The sequence below is a fragment of the Thioclava indica genome, from assembly GCF_000714545.1.
Taxonomy (GTDB): domain Bacteria; phylum Pseudomonadota; class Alphaproteobacteria; order Rhodobacterales; family Rhodobacteraceae; genus Thioclava; species Thioclava indica.
In genome coordinates this window covers 1-20,886 of sequence record NZ_AUNB01000034.1, presented here as the reverse complement: position 1 = coordinate 20,886, position 20,886 = coordinate 1, and the positions used below count along the sequence as shown (strand labels likewise).

Below are 20,886 nucleotides of genomic sequence, written 5' to 3'. Positions count from 1 at the left end.
CACGCCGCCGGGATTGGCAGTAACAGCCGGGTCACCGGCGGCGAGGCGACGAGCATGGCAGCTTACGATGACCGCAATGGCGGGGCCTACGGGTATGGTGCGCAAGCGCCTTATCAAACGCATCCGTCCGATCCCGAAATAGCACCGCGCGCCGGGCGACCGATGTCGCGCTGGGTTAATCTGGCGGGGGCGGCGACCTCGGTCGTGATGATCCTTGGGCTGGTGGTTTGGGGCTATAAGCTGGCGATGCGCGATCTGAACGGCGTGCCGGTGATCCGCGCGATTGACGGGCCTGCCCGCATCGCGCCGCAAGATCCGGGTGGCGAATTGGCGCGTCACACCGGCTTGGCGGTGAATGATGTGGCGGGCACCGGATCGGCTGCGCCTGCGCCCGATCGTGTGGTACTGGCCCCTGCGCCGATCGGACTCAGCGATGAAGATCTCCCGATGGGCGAGATGGCCACGCAGATCGGGGCTGCGAATGCGCCGATGGCTGCACCTGCGGGGCAAGGGGGCGTTGAAACCTCGCCGGAGGATACGCTGATCCAAGCCGCCGTTGCACTGCCCGCCGCGCAAGATACGCCGGCACCTGCGCTTGATATTCCCGTTGAACCTGCCGCAGAAAGCCCCGAAATTCCCGCGCCGCGCCCCGAAGAAATAGCCCTTAAGGAGACGCCCGATGTGATCCCGGCCTCCGTGCCCGGTGTCTCGGTTTCGCCCCGGCCTTTGGCCAAGCCCGAGCACGATAGCCTGCTTGCTGTAGCGCTGGAGCAAGCGGTCACAAAGTCGATGGGCACTCAGTCGAGCGAAAGCAAGGTGACCGATCTTGACCCTGCCTCGCTAAGTGCTGGCACGCGTTTGGCCCAGCTTGGCGCTTTTGACAGCGCGCAAGATGCGAAAACGGCGTGGGATAGCGCGGTGCAACGCTTTGGCGCGCTGATGGAAGGCAAACAGCGGGTGATCCAGAAGGCCTCCTCCGGCGGGCGCGATTTCTATCGTTTGCGCGTCGTGGGCTTTAGTGATGTGACCGAGGCCCGCCAGTTCTGCGTGGCGCTTCAGGCCGAGGGGCAAAACTGCATTCCCACGGTCGTGCGCTGATGGGTGCGGCGGCAATTTTCGGCTGTGAAGGCGTCGATCTGTCCCCGCGCGAGCGTGATTTCTTTCGCGAATCCGATCCTTGGGGCTTTATCCTGTTCGGGCGCAATATCGAAGACCCTCAACAGGTTACAAGACTTACCTCATCCTTGCGTGATGCCGTGGGGCGCGATGCCCCCATTTTGATCGATCAAGAAGGTGGCCGGGTGCAACGTCTGCGCGCGCCGCATTGGCGCGAATGGGCCGCACCGCTTGATCAGGCCGCTTTGGCGGGGGAGAACGCGGCGCGCAGTTTCTGGCTGCGTGCGCGGATCATGGCGGATGAGCTGCGCTCGGTCGGCATCGATGTGAACTGCGCGCCGACCTGCGATCTGGCCTCGTGGATCACCCATCCGTTTTTGCGCAACCGCTGTCTGGGCAGCTCGGTCGATCAGGTCGTTGCCAATGCGCGCGCCACGGCGGACGGGTTGCTGGCGGGCGGGGTGCTGCCGGTAATCAAACACATCCCCGGCCATGGCCGCGCCGTCGCTGACAGTCACAAGAACCTGCCCGAGGTGGGGGCCGATCTTAACGATCTGCGCCACACCGATTTCGCGCCGTTTGCTGCGTTGGCCGATCTGCCGATGGGCATGACCGCGCATATCCGGTTCAGCGCGCTCGATAGTGCCCCTGCGACGCAAAGCGCGCGGATGATCGGGCTGATCCGCGATGAGATCGGCTTTGACGGGCTGCTGATGAGCGATGATATCGGGATGGAGGCGCTGAGCGGCGGGCCGGGTACGCGCACCCGCGCGGCGCTCGCTGCGGGCTGTGATCTGGTGCTGCATTGCAATGGCGAGATGGGCGCGATGGAAGAGGTCGCGCTGGCAGCCCCTGCGCTGAGCGCACAGGCGCAACGCCGCGCCGAGGCGGCTTTGGATCGTCGCCTGCCACCGGACGCTGTTGACATAGCGGCTCTTGATGCTGAGTTTGAAGCATTGATGAGCGGCGGTGGGCATGGCTGAACCCGAGAACCTGTTTCAAATGCAGAGCGTGGCGGACCGGCTTCAGGCCGAGGCGCTGATCGTGGATGTCGACGGCTTTGAAGGCCCGCTTGATCTGCTGCTCAACCTCTCGCGCACGCAAAAGGTCGATTTGCGCAAGATTTCGGTGCTGCAACTGGCCGAGCAATATCTGAAATTTGTGGATCAGGCCAAGGCGTTACGCATCGAACTTGCGGCAGATTATCTGGTGATGGCAGCGTGGCTGGCGTTTCTGAAATCGCGCCTGTTACTGCCGCCAGATCCAACGGCAGACGGGCCGAGCGCTGAAGAAATGGCCGCGCATCTGGCCTTTCAGTTGGAACGCCTGCAAGCAATGCGGGAAGCTGCCGCGCAACTGATGGCGCGCGATCGGCTGGGGCGCGATACCTTCGCGCGCGGCGTCAGCGAAGAGGTCGCGCGGCTGCGCAAGGTGACCTACACCGCCTCGCTGATGGAGCTGATGCAGGCCTATGCGCGGATCAGAACCCGCGACGAATTCCGCCCTTATGCCTTTGATCGCACAAATGTTTTCACGATGGAGGAGGCGCTGGAGAGGATCCGCGGGCTGATCGGGTTTGCGGGCGATTGGTCCGATCTCACAGGCTTTCTGCCCGATGGCTGGGGGACTGATCCGAAACGGCGCCGTTCGGCGACAGCGGCGACCTTTGCGGCCTCGCTTGAAATGGCAAAGCAAGGCCAGATCGAAATCCGGCAATCGGATACGTTTCAACCTATTTCGATCCGGAAAAAAACATGAGCAACACCTCACAAGATACCGAAGAGAAAGACAAATCGCTTTTCGCCGCCCCGCCGATGGGAGAGCAGGAACGCATGGTAGAGGCGGTGCTGTTTGCCAGCGCCGAGCCCGTGCGCATCAAGGAACTGGAAGAGCGCATGCCCCATGGCTGCGACCCTGCCGAGGCGCTGGTGCATCTGCGCAAACGCTATGAGGGGCGCGGGGTGCGCGTGCTGAAGGTGGGCGATGCCTGGGCCATTCGCACCGCGCCCGATCTGGCGTTTTTGATGCAGAAAGAAACGGTGGAGGAGCGCAAACTCAGCCGCGCCGCTATCGAAACGCTTGCGATCATCGCCTATCACCAACCCGTCACCCGCGCGGAAATTGAGGAAATTCGTGGTGTGGCGGTCTCTCGCGGCACGATTGACCAATTGCTAGAGATGGAATGGATCCGGTTCGGCCGTCGTCGCATGACGCCGGGCCGCCCCGTGACATTCGTGGTTACACAAGGGTTTCTCGATCATTTCAGTCTGGAAAGCGCGCGCGATCTGCCCGGCCTCAAAGACCTGCGCGCGGCAGGTTTACTGGACAGCCGCCCGCTTCCGGGTACATCATCAGAGGACGAAGACGAGGACGGGCCGCAAACTGGTCAGTCCGAACTTTTTGAGGATTAAAAAGGACTTATCCGATGAACCTCAACCAGATTATCAATATGATCATCCGCATGTTCCTGCGTCGCGGGATCAATTGGGGGATCAACAAGGGCATGAAAATGGCCTCGAACCGGGGCAAAGAGCCGCAATCGAGCGCGCCCGAAGACCCCGCACAGGCCCAACAAGCGCGCGAGGCGGCGAAACGTGCGCGTCAAGCTGCGCGCCTCACCCGTCGCTTGTAAGGCGCTGAAGTATCAGCGTTTAACGCCCCTGACGGCGCGCCATAAAGGCGAGGCGTTCGAACAGATGCACATCCTGCTCGTTCTTGAGCAGCGCGCCGTGCAGCTTGGGCAACAGGTTGCTGCCTTCGCGTTTCAGGTCTTCGGGATCAAGGTCCTCGGCGAGCAAAAGTTTAAGCCAATCAAGAACTTCCGACGTGGAAGGCTTTTTCTTTAGCCCCGGCGTTTCGCGGATTTCGTAAAACTGCGTCAGGGCCTCGGCCAATAGCCGTTCCTTGATGTCGGGAAAATGCACGGCCACGATCTGGCGCATCACGTCGGGTTCAGGGAAACGGATGTAGTGAAAGAAACAGCGGCGCAGAAACGCGTCGGGCAGTTCTTTTTCATTGTTCGAGGTGATGATGACCACAGGGCGATGGGCGGCGCGGATCGTCTCGCCGGTTTCGTAGACGTGAAACTCCATCTTATCAAGCTCTTGCAACAGGTCGTTTGGGAACTCGATATCGGCTTTGTCCACTTCGTCGATCAGCAGCACGACACGGCGATCCGCCTCAAACGCTTGCCATAGCTTGCCGCGGCGAATGTAGTTCTTGACGTCATTGACGCGCGCATCGCCAAGCTGGCTATCGCGCAACCGGCTGACCGCGTCATATTCATACAGCCCCTGCTGCGCCTTGGTGGTGGATTTGACATTCCACTCGATCATTTCCATGCCCAGACTGGCGGCGACTTGACGCGCCAGCTCGGTCTTGCCGGTGCCGGGTTCGCCCTTAACCAAAAGCGGGCGTTGCAGCGCCACGGCGGCATTCACCGCAATGCTAAGATCGGGCGGGGCGACATAGGACTCGGTCGATTTGAATTGCACTTGGATCGGCCTTTGCATCAAGGGAGGTGCGCAAGGATGTTGCGCAATTTGGCTGCAAACTAGCCCTGCCCAATTCCTGCCGCAAGTGCAGCGTAAGATTTGAAGACGAAAGCGCACAATGGAGTGAATGGAGGCGTGACAAGCCAATCTTCATAGGGTATTGGAGCGCCCGAGGAGTGGTGGCACATGGCAAATTTTGATCAAAGTGGCACACCCGGCACGCAAAAGAGGGCCGAGATGAAAGTAGAGACCTTCCTACCGGATGGTTACCGTCCGGCCGAAGACGAACCTTTTATGAACGACAAGCAACTGGAATATTTCCGCTGCAAGTTGCTGGAATGGAAAGCCGAGTTGCTGGAGCTTTCCGCCGAGACGCTTGAGGGTTTGGCAGAATCGGCGCGTAATGTGCCCGACATCGCCGATCGCGCCAGTGAAGAGACGGATCGCGCGCTGGAGCTGCGCACCCGCGATCGTCAACGCAAGCTGGTCAGCAAGATCGACGCTGCGTTGCGCCGCATCGAGAATGGCGAATTCGGCTATTGTGAAAAAACCGGGGAGCCGATCTCGCTGAAACGTCTGGATGCGCGCCCGATCGCGACGATGACGCTTGAGGCGCAAGAAAAGCATGAGCGGCGCGAGCGGGTTCATCGCAACGACTGAACCGGTATTTCGCGTCATATTTTGACGTTGCGCAAAGACATTTTCTCACCGGTGCCATAAGGTGCCGGTGATTGCTTTTTGAAGGGTTGGACAGTGCTGATCGGTCGCAAGGTAACAGTGTTGGGTGGCGGCGTGGCCGGGTTGGCTGTGGCGCGCGCCTTGGCGTTGAGTGGGGCCGAGGTTGAGGTGCTTGAACAGGCCGATGCGATCCGCGAAGTCGGTGCAGGTTTGCAGATTTCGCCCAATGGCGCGCGGGTTTTGCGCGCCTTGGGACTGGATGCTGCGCTGGACGGGGCAGGGCCCAAGGCCGAAGCGGTGCAACTGATTGATGGCGAGACGGGCGGGCAGGTGGCGCGCCTTGATCTGGGGCAGCTGCGCCCCGGTGCCGGGTATCACTTTGTTCACCGGGCGCGCCTGATCGAGATGCTGGCGCAGGGCGCACGCGATGCAGGCGTGCAGATTCGTCTGCTCCATCAGATCGAAAGCGTTGATCTCAGCGGTGAGCGCCCCCGCTTGATCAATGCGCAGGGGGCCTCGCAAGAGACCGATCTGCTGATCGGGGCTGACGGTTTGCACTCCAAGGTGCGCATGGCGTTGAACGGGCGGGTTGCGCCGTTTTTCACCCATCAGGTCGCGTGGCGCGCGCTGATCCCCTGTGAGCCAGACGCACCCAATGTGGCGCAGGTCTTCATGGGAGCCGGGCGTCATCTGGTCAGCTATCCGCTGGGCGGGGGCTTGCGCAATATCGTGGCCGTCGAAGAGCGTCATTCCTGGGTCGAGGAAAGCTGGGCGCTCGAAGATGATCCGATGAATCTGCGCGTGGCGTTTGAGGATTTCTGCCCCACGGTCAAAGGCTGGCTTGCGCAGGTTGAGAAGGTCAATTTGTGGGGGTTGTTCCGCCATCCGGTGGCCGAGCACTGGTATGGCAATCACACCGCGATTCTGGGCGATGCCGCGCATCCGACCCTGCCGTTTCTCGCGCAAGGCGCGGTGATGGCGCTGGAGGATGCGTGGGTCTTGGCACAGTCCTTGGCCAGCCATGACAGCGACGAGGCCGCCTTTGCCGCCTATCAAGCGGCGCGCCATGATCGCTGCGCGCGCATCGTCAATGCCGCGACCAAGAACGCGCGCAATTACCACCTGTCAGGGGTGCAGCGTGCGGTCGGGCATTTGGCAATGCGGGCGGCGTCACGCTTTGCGCCAGAGAAGCTGGTGGGCAAGTTTGACTGGATCTACGAGCATGACGTGACCGACGAGCGCGACGTCACCCCATCATGAACTGCTTGGCCAGTTTCAGGCCCTGACCCTGATAGTTTGACGCAATCCCCGTGCCGTAAAGCTGCGCGGGTTCCTGCGCCATACGTTCATAGACAAGCCGCCCGACGACCTGCCCGTGTTCCAGCGCAAAGGGGGCCTCGTGACAGCGCACTTCCAGCACCCCACGCGAGCCATGACCGCCTGCCAGACCATGCCCGAAGCCGGGGTCGAAAAAGCCCGCGTAATGCACCCGGAACTCGCCCACCATCGCCAGATAGGGGGCCATTTCGGCGGCGTGATCGGGCGGGATCGTGACAGCCTCGCGCGAGACCAGAATATAGAACGCGCCGGGGTCCAGGATGATGCGGCCCTCGCGCGTGCGCACCTCTTCCCAGAACTCGGGGGCGTGGTAATGAGCGATGCGATCAAGGTCGATTACGCCGGTATGGGGCTTGGCGCGATAGCCCACCAGATCACCCTCACGCGCGCGCAGATCGACCGAAAACCCCAACCCGTGATCAATCACCGCCTCGCCATCCACCAGCGGTTCCTGTTGATGCAGGATCTTCAGCTCGGCATCGCTGAGCGTGGCTTGGCCTGCGCGAAACCGGATCTGGTTAAGCCGCATTCCGGGGCGCACCAACACGCTGAACGAGCGCGGGCAAATCTCGGCGTAAAGCGGGCCTTGATAGCCCTCGGGGATGCGGTCGAACTCGACCCCCTCATCGGTGATCAGACGCGTCAGCAGATCAAGCCTGCCGGTCGAGCTTTTGGCATTGGCGACGGCGGTGATTCCCTCGGGCAACGCAAGGCTTTCCATCAAAGGCACCAGATAGACGCAGCCCTTTTCAAGCACCGCGCCGCCGCTCAGATCCATCCGATGCATCTCGAACTCGGGCAGGCGAGAGGCGACGCGCGCCCCTTTGCCCGCCAGAAACGAGGCCCGTACGCGATAGGCCACAGTGCCAAGGCGCAAGTCAATGCTGGCGGGCTGGATCTGTTCGGGCGTAATCGCGGGGTCTGCAGAAATCTCGCCGCGTGCGATCATCTCGCGCAGCATCGTGTCGGGTAAAACGCCGATCGTCATCACAGGCCTCCTCGCGATACACAAATGCCCACCCCCGCGAAGGGATGGGCATTTGTCGAATTGGTCGGGCTGGCGAGATTCGAACTCACGACCTTCCGTCCCCCAGACGGACGCGCTAACCAGGCTGCGCCACAGCCCGACGAGGGGCATATAGAGGCAACAGGGCGGGCTGTGCAAGCCGTTATGGCAAGAAAATTTTCGCCTGCGTAAAATCCCATGCGCGAGCCCTTTATGCGCGTGTCTCGGTCGCGCCCTCTGGCGAGGTCTGAAGCCGCATACGTAGGGCCTTGGCGCGCAGGGCCAGCATCCGCAAATCGCGCATATCAGCATCGCTCAAACGGGATTTATCAACCCGCGCAAGCCGGTCGCGCAGCTCAAAACGTGTCACGCTCATCGCCACGGCGCGCGCATCGAACTGCGCGTCTTGCGCAGGGGCCGGATCGGGCGTCGAATCAGGGGCTGGTGTGGCTTCGGGCAGCACGGGGTTGGCGCGCTCGCTTGCCGGCTTGATCTGCAGGCTGTGAACCTGACGCTCTGGCTCCGGCTCGGGCTCGACATCCAGCGCCATCGGGGCCTCTTCGCCGCCGGTATCAAACAGCGAGGGCTGCACATCGCTTGCCTCTGCGGGCGCAGTCGGAGCCGCCGAGGGAAACGGTGTGATCGACGCGCTTGGGGGCGGGGCCGGTTCGGGCTGTGCCTCGGGCTCGGGCTGTGCTTCGGGGGCCTCGGGTTCGGGTTGTGCTTCTGGGGCCTCGGTCTTTGACGCGGTGTCGTAAAACGCGCTGACATGGGACACGCCCTCAGAGCGCAACAATTGTTGCACGCTGCGAATCGTCATCCCGTCATCATGCAGCAAGTGGCGAATCCCGCCCAGCAACGCGATGTCGCCGGGGCGATAATAGCGCCGCCCGCCGGCACGTTTGACCGGTTTGACCTGTGTGAACTTGCTTTCCCAAAACCGCAACACATGGGTCGGCGTGTCTAGCAGGTCCGACACTTCGGAAATGGTTTTGAACGCATCAGCGGATTTGCCCATCGGCGCGCCCGCTATTTCGCGTTGCCAGACGCCACCCGGTCTTTCATCAGATGCGAGGGGCGGAAGGACAGAACGCGGCGGGGGCTGATCGGAACCTCTTCGCCGGTTTTGGGATTGCGCCCCATCCGCGGGGCCTTGTCGCGCACCGAAAACGTACCAAACGAGCTGATCTTGACCGCTTCGCCACGCACCAGAGCATCGGACATATATTGCAGCACGCTTTCAACAAGCTGCGCGGATTCATTGCGTGATAAACCGACCTCGCGGAACACCGCTTCGCTGAGATCCATACGCGTCAGTGTCTTGGACATGTCATTCCCCTGGGTCAACGGTTTCGTCCACAGTGACCGAGAGCAATTCCCGAGTCAATATCAAGGGCTTGTGGTGTGCTGTTGATGCGCGCAGCTTTGCCGATGCGCGCGCCTACCAGCGCAGCACGACCGATCCCCAAGCCAAACCGCCGCCGATTGCCTCGGTGACGATTACCTGACCTTCGCGGATTTGCCCGCGCTGCTTGCCCACCGACAGCGCCAGCGGGATCGAGGCCGCCGAGGTATTGCCGTGATCGGCCACAGTGGTCACGACATGATCCATGTCCAGACCCATCTTCTCGGTTGTCGCTTTGATGATGCGCAGATTGGCCTGATGGGGCACGATCCAGTCAACATCCTGCGCGCCCAATCCCGCCTTTTCCAAAGCCGCTTCAGCAGTTTGCGCCAGTTTCACAACGGCATGGCGAAACACCTGATTGCCCTGCATACGCAGGAATCCCGCCTGACCGGTGCTTGAGACACCGCCATCGACGTAAAGCAACTCGCGATAGCGCCCGTCGGAATGCAGATCGGACGACAGGATGCCGCGATCTTCCTTGCTGCCGGTGCCTTGCGCCGCCTCAAGGATCAGCGCACCCGCGCCATCGCCAAACAACACACAGGTGCTGCGATCTTCCCAATCCATGATGCGCGAAAACGTCTCGGCACCGATGACCAGCACACGCTCAGCCTGACCCGACAGGATCAACCCGTTGGCATTGGTCAGCGCAAAGATGAAGCCCGCGCAAACCGCTTGCACGTCATAGGCAAAGCCCGTGGTGGACCCAAGCCCGGCCTGCACCATCGTCGCCACGGCGGGAAAGGTGAAATCGGGGGTCGAGGTCGCCACGATGATCGCATCAATCTGATCGACCTTCATTCCCGCATCATCCAGCGCAGCTTGCGCGGCCTTGATGGCAAGCTGCGAGGTGGTCTCGCCCTCGGCTGCGAAATGACGCCGCTCAATGCCGGTGCGCGATCGAATCCACTCATCCGTCGTCTCGAGCGTGGCCTCAAACTCGGCGTTCTCGACCACGCGTTCGGGCAGGTAATGGCCCACACCGCGCACTACGGATCTGATCGTCATTGGCTGGTCTCGCTTTCTGCAGATGCTGGCGCATCTTGTATCGCACCATCTTGACCCTCAGGCAGCGCCAAAGCAACCCGAGCCGCCAGTTTCGCGCCAAAACCAGATTGCGCCAGACGCGCGGCCAGCGAAATCGCGGCCGCAAAGCCGGTGGCATCGGCAGAGCCGTGCGATTTCACCACCGTGCCGTTGAGACCCAGAAACACGCCGCCATTGGCACGGCGCGGATCGACCTTGGCGCGCAGCCGTTTGAGCGCGCCCATCGCCAGCAATGCGCCCAGCTTGGCCAGCAGCGACGAAGTCAGCGCCTCGCGCAGCAGTTCAGAGACGAATTTCGCCGTGCCTTCGCCGGTTTTCAGCGCGATATTGCCGGTAAACCCGTCGGTCACAATCACGTCAGCGCGGTCGGCGGGCAGGTGGTTGCCCTCGACAAAGCCGACGAATTCGAAACCGCCCGCCTCTTGCGCCCGCGTCATCATTTCAAAGGCTTCTTTCAGCTCGGCGCGACCCTTATGTTCCTCGGTGCCAACATTGAGCAGCCCGACACGCGGACGCGTCAACCCCAGCGCGTTGCGCGCATAAGAGGTGCCCATCAGCGCGTAGGTCAGCAGATCGGGCGCATCCGCCTTCACATCTGCCCCCATATCCAGCATCACATTCCACCCGGCAGGCGAACGTGAGGGCCAGAACGAGGCGATAGCGGGGCGGTTCACGCCCTTGAGCTTGCGCAGCCGGATCATCGAGATCGCCATCAGCGCGCCGGTATTACCGCACGACACCGCGACGTCGGCCTCATGGTCGCGCACCGATTCAATGGCCGACCACATCGACGTGTCCTTACCCGAACGCATTACCTGCGCGGGCTTGTCCTCCATCGTGACGGCGCGATCTGCGTGGCGCAGGTCAACGCAATCGCCCAAGCTCAGCTTGGCGATCAACGGGCTCAGCACGCCCTCGGGCCCATGCACGATAAAGCGCAGGGCAGGGGTTTCGCGCGCAGCAATCGCTACGCCCCCCAAGGTCGCTTCGGGACCAAGATCGCCCCCCATCGCGTCGATGGAAATGACAACAGCGCCAGCTTCTGCTGGCGCCTTGCCACGAGGGCTGGCCTGCGTTTGCGCGGCCGGATCGCTGGGCCCCGTCTGCTGCTGGTCTTGCGCGTTTGGCATGACGTGTGCGGCGCGGGTCAAACGGTCTTACGCCGCGTCGTCGTCGAGATCGACCTCTTCGGTCATCGCAACGATCTCACGATCATCGTAATGGCCGCAGGACGCGCAGACGTGATGGGGACGCTTCAACTCACCGCAATTGGGGCATTCTGCCGGATTTGCAGCGACGAGAGAGTCGTGTGCGCGACGCATGTTGCGACGGGAGCGCGTGACTCGGTTCTGAGGGACAGCCATGTCTCAACCTCGGATTATTGGGGCGGATAGGCCCGTGTGAGCGGCATTACTGCCTTGATTTTCCAGCGGTTTCGTGATCGGCGCGCAGGTCGCTCCGGATCCGAAATCAAACTTCGAACGAGGCCGGGAACATACTCGGATTCTGCTTGCGCGCAAGCCCCTTTCTTGGGCTTTTTTTACAGCGTTTCGCGCGTGCCCGGATCGGGGTTATTTCTCGTCCTCGTCGCGGCTTTGCAGCAAACTGCGCAGATTGGCAAACGGTTTCATCTGTTCTTCATCCAACGGCTCGGCGCCCGGCTCGGTGACGCGCGCATCCCCAAGCTCTGCACCCGGCGCGCGCGGGTATTGCGGCAGGGACAGCTCCAGCACTTCAAGCGCGACACCCGCCAGATCAACCGCACTGGGCAGCGGCTCGGCGGTGTCATCCTCGGGCATCTCGGCCTCTTCGTCGGTGGGCATTTCCATATGCGCCAGATAGCGCCGACTCACCGCTTCACTGATTTCGGTGGTCACAGGGGCCAGCGTTATCACGCATTCCTGAACGACCGTCGCGGTGAAAGTGGCGACCAGCTCCCAGTCGCTGCGACCGTTGGGGCGCAACTCACCTTTCAGGCGCAAAGCGTCAACGCCCGAAATGTCGGCCCATTGCGCAATCGCCGCACGGGTCGGGGCGTCGGGGCTAAGATCAAAGCGCGTGGGTTTGCGCGCAGGCAGTTCAGCCAGACGCATCGCGTGAGACCAGACTGCCTCGGGGGATTGTGGCTCGGATTGTGTCATCGTCGCACCTTTCTTTGGCATCGGAACGGCAGCAGGGGCGGTTGAGCGCTTGAGAGCGGCGCGGTCATGCTGTAAGCGTCGATAAAAGCCCGAAGACGCAGAGGCAAGAGGGCGTGCAGGTTGGGATGGTTCGATGACGCGGAAGATAGCGCTATTTGTAGTCTTGGGTGTGACCCTTTTGATGGGGGCGTGCTCGCCTATCTATCGCAATCACGGCTATGTGCCGCTTGAGGAAAACCTCGCCCAGATCACGGTTGGCAAAAGCACCCGTCAGGATGTTGCCGATGCCATCGGTCGCCCGACTTCGACAGGCTTGCTGGAAGGGTCGGGCTGGTACTATGTCGGCTCGCGCTGGAAAACCGTGACGTGGCATGCCCCGAAAGAGATCAAGCGTGAAGTCGTGGCGATCTCGTTTAACGACAAAGGCGTAGTCAGCAATGTCGAGCGCTTCGGCCTGGCCCAGGGTGAGGTCGTGCCCCTCTCGCGCCGCGTCACCGAAAGCAACGTCAAGGGAATCGGCTTTATCCGCCAGTTGCTTGGCTCGATCGGTCGCGTAAATGCGGGCCAGATTCTAGGGGACAACTAACGCCGCTTTGCACCCGCCCTCCCTTGGGCTAGGCTATGGCCGAAGATCAAGGGGACGCGGGGACGGCGGATTTGGATCTCTCCTTTTCCAAAGGGACGTTAAACGTGCGTCGGGCGCAAACCGCGCCTGACTTGGCCGCGTTGCAGGCCCTGCGCGCGCAGGTATTTCGCGCCGGCCACCCCGATCACGACGCTTTTGATGCGCAAGCCTGTCATGTCATCATCGAGGACGCCTCGGGTCTGCTTTTGGCCGGGTTTCGGCTGCTGCTGATCGAGGACGCCGCTGCGCTGCATGCCTGTTACAGCGCGCAAAGCTATGATCTGGCGCCGCTGGCGCAGCTTGATATGGCGATGCTGGAACTGGGCCGCTTTTGCGTGCGCCCCGGTTTGCGTGATCCCGATGTGCTGCGTCTGGCATGGGCTGCGATCACGCGGTTTGGCGAGGCGCGCGGCGTCGGGCTGCTGTTTGGCTGCACCTCGTTTGAGGGCGCGGATTGGCGCGCGCATCAAGGGGCGTTTGCCCATCTCGCGCGCCACGCCGTCGGCCCTGCATTGCTGCGCCCACGTCCCAAAGCACGCGAACATGTCGCGCTGGACGCAAGCACGTCGAACGACAGCGCCACTACGCTGCCGCCATTGCTGCGCTCGTATCTGGGGATGGGGGGGTGGACCTCGGATCATGCGGTGATCGACCGCGATCTCGACACTTGCCATGTGTTCACAGCACTTGACCCCGCAAAAATCCCCGCACCTCGTCTGAAAGCGCTGCGCAACCTTTGTGCCTAAGCGCCGCGCCCCATTGACCTTTGACGCGCGCCCCCTTAGCTGGCGCTCATGGCACGCGCACCCCTTCTTCAACTCTCCGACATCTCGCTGACATTCGGCGGCAATCCAGTCTTTGACGGGCTCTCGATGATTGTGCAGCCGGGCGACAGGGTCGCACTGGTCGGGCGCAACGGCTCGGGCAAATCGACCTTGATGAAGGTGATGGCAGGGCTGGTGCAGCCTGATAGCGGCACCCGCGTTGTGCCGCCCGGCGTGTCGGTCGGCTATATGGAGCAAGAACCCGACCTGTCCGGCTTTGAGACTTTGGGCGAATTTGCGGCCTCGGGCCTTGATCCGGCCGAATCCTATAAGGTCGAGATGGCCGCCGAAGGTCTGAAATTCCTGCCCGAAACGCCGGTTGCCACCGCATCGGGCGGGGAACGCCGCCGCGCCGCTTTGGCGAAACTGCTGGCCGAGTCGCCGGAATTGATGCTGCTTGATGAGCCCACCAACCACCTTGATATTGAGGCGATCGGCTGGCTGGAACAGCAGCTGCGCGAAACCCGGCGTGCCTTTGTGCTGATCAGCCACGACCGCGCTTTTTTGCGCGCGCTCAGCCGCGCCACGCTGTGGATCGACCGCGGTCAGGTCAAGCGCAACGAGCAGGGATTCGAGGCGTTTGAGGATTGGCGCGAAAAGACATGGGCCGAGGAAGACGACGCCCGCCACAAGCTTAACCGCAAGATCAAGGCCGAGGCGAAATGGGCTGTCGAGGGCATCTCGGCGCGGCGCAAACGCAATCAGGGCCGGGTGCGCGCGCTGCAAGAGCTGCGCGCCGAACGCGCCAGCCAGATCAAGCGCCAGGGCGTGGCGGCGATGGAATTCGACGCAGGCCCGCAATCGGGCAAGCGCGTGATCGAGGCCACGGGCCTGTGCAAATCCTTTGGCGACAAACAGATCGTAGCCGATTTCGATTTGCGCGTGTTGCGCGGCGACCGTGTGGCCTTTGTCGGCCCCAATGGCGTGGGCAAAACCACCTTGCTGAAAATGCTGACCGGCGAAATAGCCCCCGATTCCGGCACCGTGAAACTGGGCACCAATCTGGATGTGGCGGTGTTTGATCAGGCGCGCGCCACGCTTAACCCTGAACAGACGCTGTGGGACGGGCTGGTGAACGATCCTGATATGGCGGTAAAGGGCAATTCCGATCAGGTGATGGTGCGCGGCACGCCCAAGCATGTCGTGGCCTATCTCAAGGACTTCCTGTTTGACGAACAACAAGCGCGCAGCCCCATTCGCGCGCTGTCGGGGGGCGAGCGCGCGCGGCTACTGCTGGCGCGGATCATGGCGCGCCCCTCCAACCTGCTGATTCTCGATGAGCCGACCAACGATCTGGATGTCGAAACGCTCGATCTGTTGCAGGATCTGCTGGGCGAGTATGACGGCACCGTGCTGCTGGTCAGCCACGACCGCGATTTCATCGACCGCGTGGCAAGCACCACGATTGTCATGGAAGGCGATGGCCGCGCGACCGTTTATGCCGGCGGCTGGAGCGATTATCAGACGCAGAAATCCCTGACCGCCGCCGCGTCGGCGCCCGAAAACAAACCCAGTGCCGCCGCAAAACCCGCGCCTGCTGCGCCCAAGCCTGCGAAATCGGCCGCGCTCAGCTTTACCGAACGCCACCGCCTTGACGCGCTGCCTGCTGAAATCGAACGCATCGAGGCCGAGATCGCCAAGCTCGAGGTCTTCCTCGCCCAGCCCGATCTGTTCACCAAAGAGCCCGCCAAGTTCAAAAAGGGCACCGAGGCGCTGGTGGAACGCCAAAAGGCCCTCGCCGCCGCCGAAGAAGACTGGATGACGCTTGAGGAAAAAGCGCAAAACGCCTGATTACACCGCCTGATTGCGCTCGCGTCCGGCTTTCATCTAGCTATAAATACTCCGGGGGGCTGGCGTAGCCAGCGGGGCAGCGCCCCTTACGACGCAGCCATCGGGGGCAAACATGAGCAGCAAAACCGGCCCGCTCGCGGGATTGCGGATTGTAGAAATTTCGGGCCTCGGGCCGACACCTTTCGCCGCGATGTGTCTGGCCGATATGGGCGCGGATGTGATCCGCATTGCGCGCCCCGGTTCTAGCGGGGCCGACTCGCATGTGTTGGGTCTTGCGGTCGATATTCTGGATCGTGGCCGTGATGTCATTGAACTTGATCTGAAATCCGATGCGGGCCGCGACACCGCGCGCGCCTTGATCGGGCGCGCCGATGCGCTGATCGAAGGGATGCGCCCGGGCGTGATGGAGCGTCTCGGGCTTGGCCCGCAAGACTTCCCCGATCACCCCGCGTTGGTTTACGGGCGCATGACCGGCTGGGGGCAGACCGGCCCGCTGGCGCACACGGCCGGCCATGACATCACCTATCTCGCACTCAGCGGCGCATTGCATGCGATTGGCCCAGACGAGTCCCCCGCGATTCCGCTCAACCTGCTGGGAGATTTCGGCGGTGGCGGGATGTATCTGGCCTTTGGCATGCTCGCGGCCTTGCATCATGCGCGCGCCAGCGGTCAGGGGCAGGTCGTGGATTGCGCGATTACCGATGGGGTGGCGCATCTGATGGCGATGATCACGGGCATGGCGGGGCAGGGCGCGTGGGCCGATCAACGCCAGGCCAATCTGCTGGACGGGGCGGCACCGTTTTACACGACATATCCCTGTGCCTGCGGCGGGCATTTCGCGGTCGGCGCGATTGAGCCGCAATTCTGGGGCCAGCTATTGCGAGGGCTTGAGTTTAGCGCAAATGACCTGCCAGACCGCGACGACCGCGCAAACTGGCCAGAACTGCGCGCGACCCTCGCCGCCCGCTTCGCCAGCCGCACGCGCGCCGCTTGGGAACAGGTCTTTGCACACACGGATAGTTGCGCCGCCCCCGTTCTGACGCTGGCCGAGGCCCGCGCCCATCCCCAAAATGCCGAACGCGGCGCTTATCTGATGCAAAACGGCCTGGCCCAGCCCGCACCCGCACCGCGTCTGTCGGCCTCTCCGGGGCAGGCGGGCGGCGCGCCGCAGCTTATAACGCCGGATCAGGCGTTTTCGCGCTGGCAGGGTTGAGAAAACCCCGCAATTTCCCTTGACACCCGAAGGGCTATACCTGATATGGGCACGACCCGGCGGGAAGGTTTCTTTCCGCCGGGACTCGTTTTTGCAACTCGTTCCCGAAGGAACGCGCAGTTCGACGGCGGGCCACCTGGCCCACGAAACCCCTCAGACGGGTGCCACAGGGCGCGGATGAATGAAAAGGAAAGACCCATGTTTGCGGTCCTCAAGACCGGTGGTAAGCAGTACAAAGTTCAGGCGGGCGATCTGCTCCGCGTGGAACTGCTCGCAGCCGAAGCTGGCGATAAAGTCCAGTTCAACGAGATTCTGATGGTCGGCGGCGACAAGCCCCAGCTTGGCACTCCGCTTGTGGCGGGTGCTGCGGTGCAGGCCGAAGTCATCGACAATATCAAGGCCGACAAGGTCATCACCTTTCACAAGCGCCGCCGGAAGCACTCCTCGCAGCGTACCCGTGGCCACCGTCAGCAACTGACTCTGCTGCGTGTGACCGACGTTCTCGCCACCGGCGCGGATAAATCGGGCGTGAAAGAGGCCGTGGGCACCGCGATCGCACGTCGCGCCGCACATGGCACCAAAGGTGAGGCCGCTGTTGCAGCCAAACCCGCCGCCAAGAAAGCCGCACCCAAGGCCGAAGCGAAAGCTGCGCCCAAGGCTGAGGCCGCTGTCGCCGAAAAAGACGATCTCAAGAAACTGTCGGGCGTTGGCCCTGCACTTGAGAAAAAACTGAACGAAGCAGGCGTGACCTCTTTCGCTCAGATCGCTGGCTGGACCCAAGCCGATATCGCCGAAATGGACGAGAAACTCTCGTTCAAAGGCCGTATCGAGCGTGAAGACTGGGTTTCCCAGGCTAAAGACTTCGCGAAATAAGGAGAGAGAAGCATGGCACATAAAAAAGCAGGCGGTTCCTCCCGTAACGGTCGCGACTCTGCGGGTCGCCGTCTTGGCGTGAAACTGTTCGGTGGTCAGGAAGCTATTCCGGGCAACATCATCGCCCGTCAGCGCGGCACCAAATGGTGGCCGGGCGAGGGCGTTGGTATGGGCAAGGATCACACCATCTTCGCCGTGTGCGAAGGCAAGGTAACCTTCCGCAAGGGCCTCAAGGGGCGCACATTTATTTCGGTTCTTCCCGCACAGGAAGCCGCTGAATAAGCCGACTATCCCGGCAAAAATTTGGGGGATCGGCTGTAAGGCCGGTCCCCTTTCTCGTATTTCCGTCTTGCAGTTTTGGCACAAATAAATGGTTCGGGGATGAAACTGTCATCTGCGCGCCCTATTTTAAGAGTATCGGCTTTGGGAAAGAGGAGCCCATTGCCTTAGCGTTCGAGGAGGAACGCCCATGTATCAAGATACAATTTCCACCCAACCGGTGATCGCGGCTGAACGCTTTACGCTGCGCCCGTTGCGCCGTTCGGATGCGGGTTTAATCGCGCTTTATAGTGCGGATAAACGTGTAGCCGAAGGCACGCGCGCGATTCCCCATCCGTTGCCCCCCGGCACGGCCGAAAATTTCATCGCGCGCGCGCAAGCCGAGGACCGTGTCGAAGATGTCTGGGCGCTGGATGGGTCGGCGCATGGTCTGGCAGAATTGCTGGGCGTGGTGTCGCTGACGCATCTTGAGGGCGATCAGTCCGAGGTTGGCTACTGGATCGGTCCGGGGTTCTGGAATACCGGCATGGCCTCTCAGGCGGTTGCCGCGCTGATCGCAGCCAATCCGCATAACTCGCGCACGCTGTTCGCCGAGGTGTTCCAAGATGACCCAGCCTCGGCGCGGGTGCTGACCAATTGCGGCTTTGACTATCTGGGCGATGCCGAAAGCTGGTCGCTCGCGCGCGGTCGTCATGTGCCCACATGGACGTATTTGCGCAAGATGTGACGGGGCGCCTTCTTGTCCTGCGTCGCGCCAAGCCGGGGGAGGCGCTGCCTCCCCCGGACCCCCACCGGGATATTTACATCAAGAGGAAGGGGCGTTTTCTTCCTCTTGATCGAAATATCCCGGGGGTGTGGGGGCAGAGCCCCCATGCAACGCTTGATCTGCGCGCGCAGGCGGCGTATCCCCGCGCCTTAGCCAAGCAAGGGGCAAGCTGATGAAATTTCTCGATCTCGCCAAGGTCTATATTCGTTCGGGCGGCGGTGGCGCGGGCTGTGTCTCGTTCCGGCGCGAGAAATATATCGAATTTGGCGGCCCTGATGGCGGCGATGGCGGCAAGGGCGGCTCGGTTTGGGTCGAGGCGGTCGAGGGGCTCAATACGCTTATCGACTTTCGCTATCAGCAGCACTTTTTCGCCAAGACCGGGCAGCACGGGATGGGCAGCCAATGCACCGGCAAGGATGGCGACCACATCACGCTGAAAGTTCCCGTTGGCACCGAAATTCTGGACGAAGACGAAGAAACCCTGATCGCGGATATGACCGAGGTCGGGCAGCGCGTTTTGCTGGCCAAGGGCGGTAACGGCGGTTGGGGGAACCTGCATTTTAAATCCTCGACCAACCGCGCGCCGCAACGCGCCAACCCCGGCCAAGAGGGGGTAGAGCGCACGATCTGGCTGCGTCTGAAACTGATCGCGGATGCGGGGCTGTTGGGGATGCCGAACGCTGGCAAATCGACCTTTCTCGCGACGGTCTCTAACGCCAAGCCCAAGATCGCGGATTATCCGTTTACCACTTTGGTGCCCAATCTGGGCGTAGTCGGCGTGGACGGGCGGGAGTTCGTGATTGCCGATATTCCGGGGCTGATCGAAGGGGCGTCCGAGGGGCGCGGCCTTGGCGATCAGTTTCTGGGCCATGTCGAGCGGTGCTCGGTCTTGCTGCATCTGGTGGATGGCACGTCGGAAACGGTGGCGCAGGACTGGCGCATTATCACCGATGAGCTGGCGGCCTATTCGCCCGAATTGGCCGAGCGACCGCGCGTCACAGTGCTGAATAAGATCGACGCGCTGGACGCAGAAACCCGCGCCGAGCGCTTGGCCGAATTGCAGGCCGAAACCGGCGCGCGGGTGCTTGAGATGTCGGGCGTCTCCAACGAGGGCGTGACGCAGGTTCTGCGCGCGCTTTGGGCGCAGATCGCCGCCGCCAAACCCAAGCCCCAAGAGGATACCGCGTGGAGACCGTAAGCCTTCCTGACCTCGGTAAGGCCACGCGGCTTGTGATCAAGATCGGATCGGCCTTGCTGGTCGATCAAGATGGCTTGCGCGAGGATTGGCTACAGGGGCTTGCGCAAGACGTGGCGGGCTTGCGCGCGCGTGGCACGGGCGTGGTGATCGTGTCGTCGGGCTCGATTGCGCTGGGGCGGCGGGTGCTGGGGCTGGGGACGGGGGCGTTGCCGCTGGAGCAAAGCCAAGCGGCAGCGGCGGTCGGTCAAATCCGTCTGGCGCGCGCCTATGAGCAGGTGCTTGGGCCGCATGGGGTGATCACGGCGCAGGTCTTGGTGACGCTTGAAGATACGGCGGATCGGCGGCGCTATCTCAACGCACGCGCCACGCTTGAGACCTTGATGAGCCTTGGCTCCGTGCCAATCGTGAATGAAAACGACACGGTGGCGACCGATGAAATCCGTTTTGGCGACAATGACCGCTTGGCGGCGCAGATTGCGGTGACGATTGGTGCGGATCAACTGGTGCTGCTGTCCGATGTTGACGGGCTTTATACGGCCAATCCAAAGACCGATTCCAGCGCGCGCCATCTGCCGGTGATCGCCCATATTACCCCCGAGATTGAGGCGATGGCAGGCGATCCGGTTTCGGGCCTGTCCAAGGGCGGGATGAAAACCAAGCTGTTGGCGGCCAAGACCGCTATTGCGGCGGGCTGTGCGCTCGCGATTGCCGACGGGTTTGTCAGCCGCCCGCTTTCGGCGCTGCAATCGGGCGCGCGCAGCACGTGGTTCCTGCCCGAGGGCGACCCGCAAGCCGCGCGCAAACGCTGGATCGGCGCGATGAAGCCGCGCGGAGAGCTGTTTGTCGATGCCGGCGCGGTGACGGCGTTGCGCTCGGGGAAATCGCTGTTGCCTGCGGGCATTACCAAGATCGTCGGGCGGTTTGGCCGTGGCGAACCAGTGACCATCGCCGGGCCGGATCGCGTGATTTTGGGCAAGGGCCTTGTGCGCTACACCGCCGAAGAGGCGCGCTTGATTGCGGGGCATCGCTCGGGCGAGATCGAACAGATTCTGGGCTATCCGGGGCGCGCGGCGCTGATCCATCGCGACG

Annotated in this window: 24 protein-coding genes and 1 tRNA gene; 16 read left to right on the top strand and 9 right to left on the bottom strand. The window is 62.2% G+C overall.

Annotation, left to right across the window (positions count from 1 at the left end; genetic code table 11):
* Nucleotides 1–54: 54 nt before the first annotated feature.
* Genes DT23_RS11530 through DT23_RS11510 form a run of 5 tightly spaced genes read left to right on the top strand, consistent with a single transcriptional unit; the run spans nucleotide 55 to nucleotide 3,748 of the window.
* A complete protein-coding gene (locus DT23_RS11530; RefSeq protein WP_051697242.1) occupies nucleotides 55–1,098 on the top strand; it encodes an SPOR domain-containing protein in 1,044 nt (347 codons plus the stop codon).
* On the top strand, nucleotides 1,098–2,099 hold the full coding sequence (locus tag DT23_RS11525) for a glycoside hydrolase family 3 N-terminal domain-containing protein (RefSeq protein ID WP_038131402.1): 1,002 nt from the start codon (nucleotides 1,098–1,100) through the stop codon (nucleotides 2,097–2,099). Before DT23_RS11530 ends, DT23_RS11525 begins: the two co-directional genes overlap by 1 nt.
* The gene (locus DT23_RS11520; protein ID WP_038131400.1) at nucleotides 2,092–2,874 is read left to right on the top strand and encodes a segregation and condensation protein A; all 783 of its coding nucleotides are present in this window, start codon (nucleotides 2,092–2,094) and stop codon (nucleotides 2,872–2,874) included. The genes DT23_RS11525 and DT23_RS11520 overlap by 8 nt, the downstream gene beginning before the upstream one ends.
* A complete protein-coding gene (gene scpB / locus DT23_RS11515) occupies nucleotides 2,871–3,527 on the top strand; it encodes an SMC-Scp complex subunit ScpB (RefSeq protein WP_038131399.1) in 657 nt (218 codons plus the stop codon). Before DT23_RS11520 ends, scpB begins: the two co-directional genes overlap by 4 nt.
* A gap of 14 nt (nucleotides 3,528–3,541) precedes the next feature.
* Nucleotides 3,542–3,748 (top strand): hypothetical protein, encoded by a 207-nt coding sequence (locus DT23_RS11510; protein ID WP_038131398.1) that lies wholly within the window; start codon nucleotides 3,542–3,544, stop codon nucleotides 3,746–3,748.
* 19 nt (nucleotides 3,749–3,767) lie between these two features.
* Here the strand turns inward: DT23_RS11510 and DT23_RS11505 are convergent, their stop codons facing one another.
* Nucleotides 3,768–4,610, bottom strand: a complete 843-nt coding sequence (locus DT23_RS11505) for an AAA family ATPase (RefSeq protein WP_038131414.1) — start codon at nucleotides 4,608–4,610, stop codon at nucleotides 3,768–3,770.
* 237 nt (nucleotides 4,611–4,847) lie between these two features.
* Between DT23_RS11505 and dksA the strand changes: the two genes are divergently transcribed.
* Both dksA and DT23_RS11495 read left to right on the top strand, forming a co-directional pair.
* A complete protein-coding gene (gene dksA, locus DT23_RS11500; protein ID WP_038131413.1) occupies nucleotides 4,848–5,270 on the top strand; it encodes an RNA polymerase-binding protein DksA in 423 nt (140 codons plus the stop codon).
* A 78-nt stretch (nucleotides 5,271–5,348) separates the two neighbouring features.
* A complete protein-coding gene (locus DT23_RS11495; protein WP_240473598.1) occupies nucleotides 5,349–6,548 on the top strand; it encodes an FAD-dependent monooxygenase in 1,200 nt (399 codons plus the stop codon).
* Here DT23_RS11495 and DT23_RS11490 read toward each other — a convergent pair.
* From DT23_RS11490 to DT23_RS11455, 8 genes are all read right to left on the bottom strand, one after another.
* The gene (locus DT23_RS11490) at nucleotides 6,535–7,614 is read right to left on the bottom strand and encodes a 2'-deoxycytidine 5'-triphosphate deaminase (RefSeq protein WP_038131395.1); all 1,080 of its coding nucleotides are present in this window, start codon (nucleotides 7,612–7,614) and stop codon (nucleotides 6,535–6,537) included. The two genes, DT23_RS11495 and DT23_RS11490, sit on opposite strands and share 14 nt — an antisense overlap.
* A 61-nt stretch (nucleotides 7,615–7,675) precedes the next feature.
* Nucleotides 7,676–7,753 (bottom strand) — tRNA-Pro (locus tag DT23_RS11485).
* Nucleotides 7,754–7,843: 90 nt separating this feature from the next.
* Nucleotides 7,844–8,650: a MerR family transcriptional regulator gene (locus DT23_RS19090; protein WP_081847133.1), complete on the bottom strand. Its 807-nt coding sequence runs from the start codon at nucleotides 8,648–8,650 to the stop codon at nucleotides 7,844–7,846.
* Between the two features lie 11 nt (nucleotides 8,651–8,661).
* Nucleotides 8,662–8,961 carry an integration host factor subunit alpha gene (gene ihfA, locus DT23_RS11475; RefSeq protein WP_038131394.1) on the bottom strand — a complete coding sequence of 100 codons (300 nt, stop codon included), beginning with the start codon at nucleotides 8,959–8,961 and terminating at the stop codon, nucleotides 8,662–8,664.
* Between the two features lie 112 nt (nucleotides 8,962–9,073).
* A complete protein-coding gene (locus DT23_RS11470; protein ID WP_038131393.1) occupies nucleotides 9,074–10,048 on the bottom strand; it encodes a beta-ketoacyl-ACP synthase III in 975 nt (324 codons plus the stop codon).
* On the bottom strand, nucleotides 10,045–11,217 hold the full coding sequence (plsX, locus tag DT23_RS11465) for a phosphate acyltransferase PlsX (protein ID WP_081847132.1): 1,173 nt from the start codon (nucleotides 11,215–11,217) through the stop codon (nucleotides 10,045–10,047). The genes DT23_RS11470 and plsX overlap by 4 nt, the downstream gene beginning before the upstream one ends.
* Before the next feature lie 27 nt (nucleotides 11,218–11,244).
* Nucleotides 11,245–11,451, bottom strand: a complete 207-nt coding sequence (gene rpmF / locus DT23_RS11460) for a 50S ribosomal protein L32 (RefSeq protein ID WP_038131392.1) — start codon at nucleotides 11,449–11,451, stop codon at nucleotides 11,245–11,247.
* Nucleotides 11,452–11,658: 207 nt separating this feature from the next.
* Nucleotides 11,659–12,228 carry a YceD family protein gene (locus tag DT23_RS11455; protein WP_038131391.1) on the bottom strand — a complete coding sequence of 190 codons (570 nt, stop codon included), beginning with the start codon at nucleotides 12,226–12,228 and terminating at the stop codon, nucleotides 11,659–11,661.
* Nucleotides 12,229–12,361: 133 nt separating this feature from the next.
* On the opposite strand from DT23_RS11455, the gene DT23_RS11450 reads away from it, so the two are divergent.
* The 9 genes from DT23_RS11450 to proB all read left to right on the top strand — a co-directional run.
* Complete coding sequence (locus DT23_RS11450) at nucleotides 12,362–12,814, top strand: outer membrane protein assembly factor BamE (protein WP_038131388.1); 453 nt, start codon at nucleotides 12,362–12,364, stop codon at nucleotides 12,812–12,814.
* Between the two features lie 35 nt (nucleotides 12,815–12,849).
* Nucleotides 12,850–13,599: a GNAT family N-acetyltransferase gene (locus tag DT23_RS11445; protein WP_038131387.1), complete on the top strand. Its 750-nt coding sequence runs from the start codon at nucleotides 12,850–12,852 to the stop codon at nucleotides 13,597–13,599.
* A 48-nt stretch (nucleotides 13,600–13,647) separates the two neighbouring features.
* Entirely contained in the window at nucleotides 13,648–15,468 is a 1,821-nt protein-coding gene (locus DT23_RS11440; protein WP_038131385.1) for an ABC-F family ATP-binding cassette domain-containing protein, read from the top strand.
* A gap of 112 nt (nucleotides 15,469–15,580) precedes the next feature.
* Entirely contained in the window at nucleotides 15,581–16,681 is a 1,101-nt protein-coding gene (locus DT23_RS11435) for a CaiB/BaiF CoA transferase family protein (protein ID WP_038131383.1), read from the top strand.
* 198 nt (nucleotides 16,682–16,879) lie between these two features.
* Nucleotides 16,880–17,554 carry a 50S ribosomal protein L21 gene (locus tag DT23_RS11430; protein WP_038131381.1) on the top strand — a complete coding sequence of 225 codons (675 nt, stop codon included), beginning with the start codon at nucleotides 16,880–16,882 and terminating at the stop codon, nucleotides 17,552–17,554.
* A gap of 12 nt (nucleotides 17,555–17,566) precedes the next feature.
* Nucleotides 17,567–17,836 carry a 50S ribosomal protein L27 gene (gene rpmA / locus DT23_RS11425; protein ID WP_038131379.1) on the top strand — a complete coding sequence of 90 codons (270 nt, stop codon included), beginning with the start codon at nucleotides 17,567–17,569 and terminating at the stop codon, nucleotides 17,834–17,836.
* 187 nt (nucleotides 17,837–18,023) lie between these two features.
* On the top strand, nucleotides 18,024–18,560 hold the full coding sequence (locus DT23_RS11420) for a GNAT family N-acetyltransferase (RefSeq protein ID WP_038131377.1): 537 nt from the start codon (nucleotides 18,024–18,026) through the stop codon (nucleotides 18,558–18,560).
* A gap of 211 nt (nucleotides 18,561–18,771) precedes the next feature.
* Nucleotides 18,772–19,797: a GTPase ObgE gene (gene obgE, locus DT23_RS11410; protein ID WP_038131373.1), complete on the top strand. Its 1,026-nt coding sequence runs from the start codon at nucleotides 18,772–18,774 to the stop codon at nucleotides 19,795–19,797.
* Nucleotides 19,785–20,886: glutamate 5-kinase (gene proB / locus DT23_RS11405; protein ID WP_038131371.1), on the top strand; the 1,102-nt coding region annotated here is incomplete at its 3' end. The genes obgE and proB, both read left to right, overlap by 13 nt.

Bases quoted from the DNA above. Each gene is read 5' to 3' on its own strand.
- DT23_RS11530 (WP_051697242.1), top strand. From the start codon at position 55: ATGGCAGCTTACGATGACCGCAATGGCGGGGCCTACGGGTATGGTGCG.
- DT23_RS11525 (WP_038131402.1), top strand. From the start codon at position 1,098: ATGGGTGCGGCGGCAATTTTCGGCTGTGAAGGCGTCGATCTGTCCCCG.
- DT23_RS11520 (WP_038131400.1), top strand. From the start codon at position 2,092: ATGGCTGAACCCGAGAACCTGTTTCAAATGCAGAGCGTGGCGGACCGG.
- scpB (WP_038131399.1), top strand. From the start codon at position 2,871: ATGAGCAACACCTCACAAGATACCGAAGAGAAAGACAAATCGCTTTTC.
- DT23_RS11510 (WP_038131398.1), top strand. From the start codon at position 3,542: ATGAACCTCAACCAGATTATCAATATGATCATCCGCATGTTCCTGCGT.
- dksA (WP_038131413.1), top strand. From the start codon at position 4,848: ATGAAAGTAGAGACCTTCCTACCGGATGGTTACCGTCCGGCCGAAGAC.
- DT23_RS11490 (WP_038131395.1), bottom strand. From the start codon at position 7,614: ATGACGATCGGCGTTTTACCCGACACGATGCTGCGCGAGATGATCGCA.
- DT23_RS19090 (WP_081847133.1), bottom strand. From the start codon at position 8,650: ATGGGCAAATCCGCTGATGCGTTCAAAACCATTTCCGAAGTGTCGGAC.
- ihfA (WP_038131394.1), bottom strand. From the start codon at position 8,961: ATGTCCAAGACACTGACGCGTATGGATCTCAGCGAAGCGGTGTTCCGC.
- DT23_RS11470 (WP_038131393.1), bottom strand. From the start codon at position 10,048: ATGACGATCAGATCCGTAGTGCGCGGTGTGGGCCATTACCTGCCCGAA.
- plsX (WP_081847132.1), bottom strand. From the start codon at position 11,217: ATGCCAAACGCGCAAGACCAGCAGCAGACGGGGCCCAGCGATCCGGCC.
- rpmF (WP_038131392.1), bottom strand. From the start codon at position 11,451: ATGGCTGTCCCTCAGAACCGAGTCACGCGCTCCCGTCGCAACATGCGT.
- DT23_RS11455 (WP_038131391.1), bottom strand. From the start codon at position 12,228: ATGACACAATCCGAGCCACAATCCCCCGAGGCAGTCTGGTCTCACGCG.
- DT23_RS11450 (WP_038131388.1), top strand. From the start codon at position 12,362: ATGACGCGGAAGATAGCGCTATTTGTAGTCTTGGGTGTGACCCTTTTG.
- DT23_RS11445 (WP_038131387.1), top strand. From the start codon at position 12,850: ATGGCCGAAGATCAAGGGGACGCGGGGACGGCGGATTTGGATCTCTCC.
- DT23_RS11440 (WP_038131385.1), top strand. From the start codon at position 13,648: ATGGCACGCGCACCCCTTCTTCAACTCTCCGACATCTCGCTGACATTC.
- DT23_RS11435 (WP_038131383.1), top strand. From the start codon at position 15,581: ATGAGCAGCAAAACCGGCCCGCTCGCGGGATTGCGGATTGTAGAAATT.
- DT23_RS11430 (WP_038131381.1), top strand. From the start codon at position 16,880: ATGTTTGCGGTCCTCAAGACCGGTGGTAAGCAGTACAAAGTTCAGGCG.
- rpmA (WP_038131379.1), top strand. From the start codon at position 17,567: ATGGCACATAAAAAAGCAGGCGGTTCCTCCCGTAACGGTCGCGACTCT.
- DT23_RS11420 (WP_038131377.1), top strand. From the start codon at position 18,024: ATGTATCAAGATACAATTTCCACCCAACCGGTGATCGCGGCTGAACGC.
- obgE (WP_038131373.1), top strand. From the start codon at position 18,772: ATGAAATTTCTCGATCTCGCCAAGGTCTATATTCGTTCGGGCGGCGGT.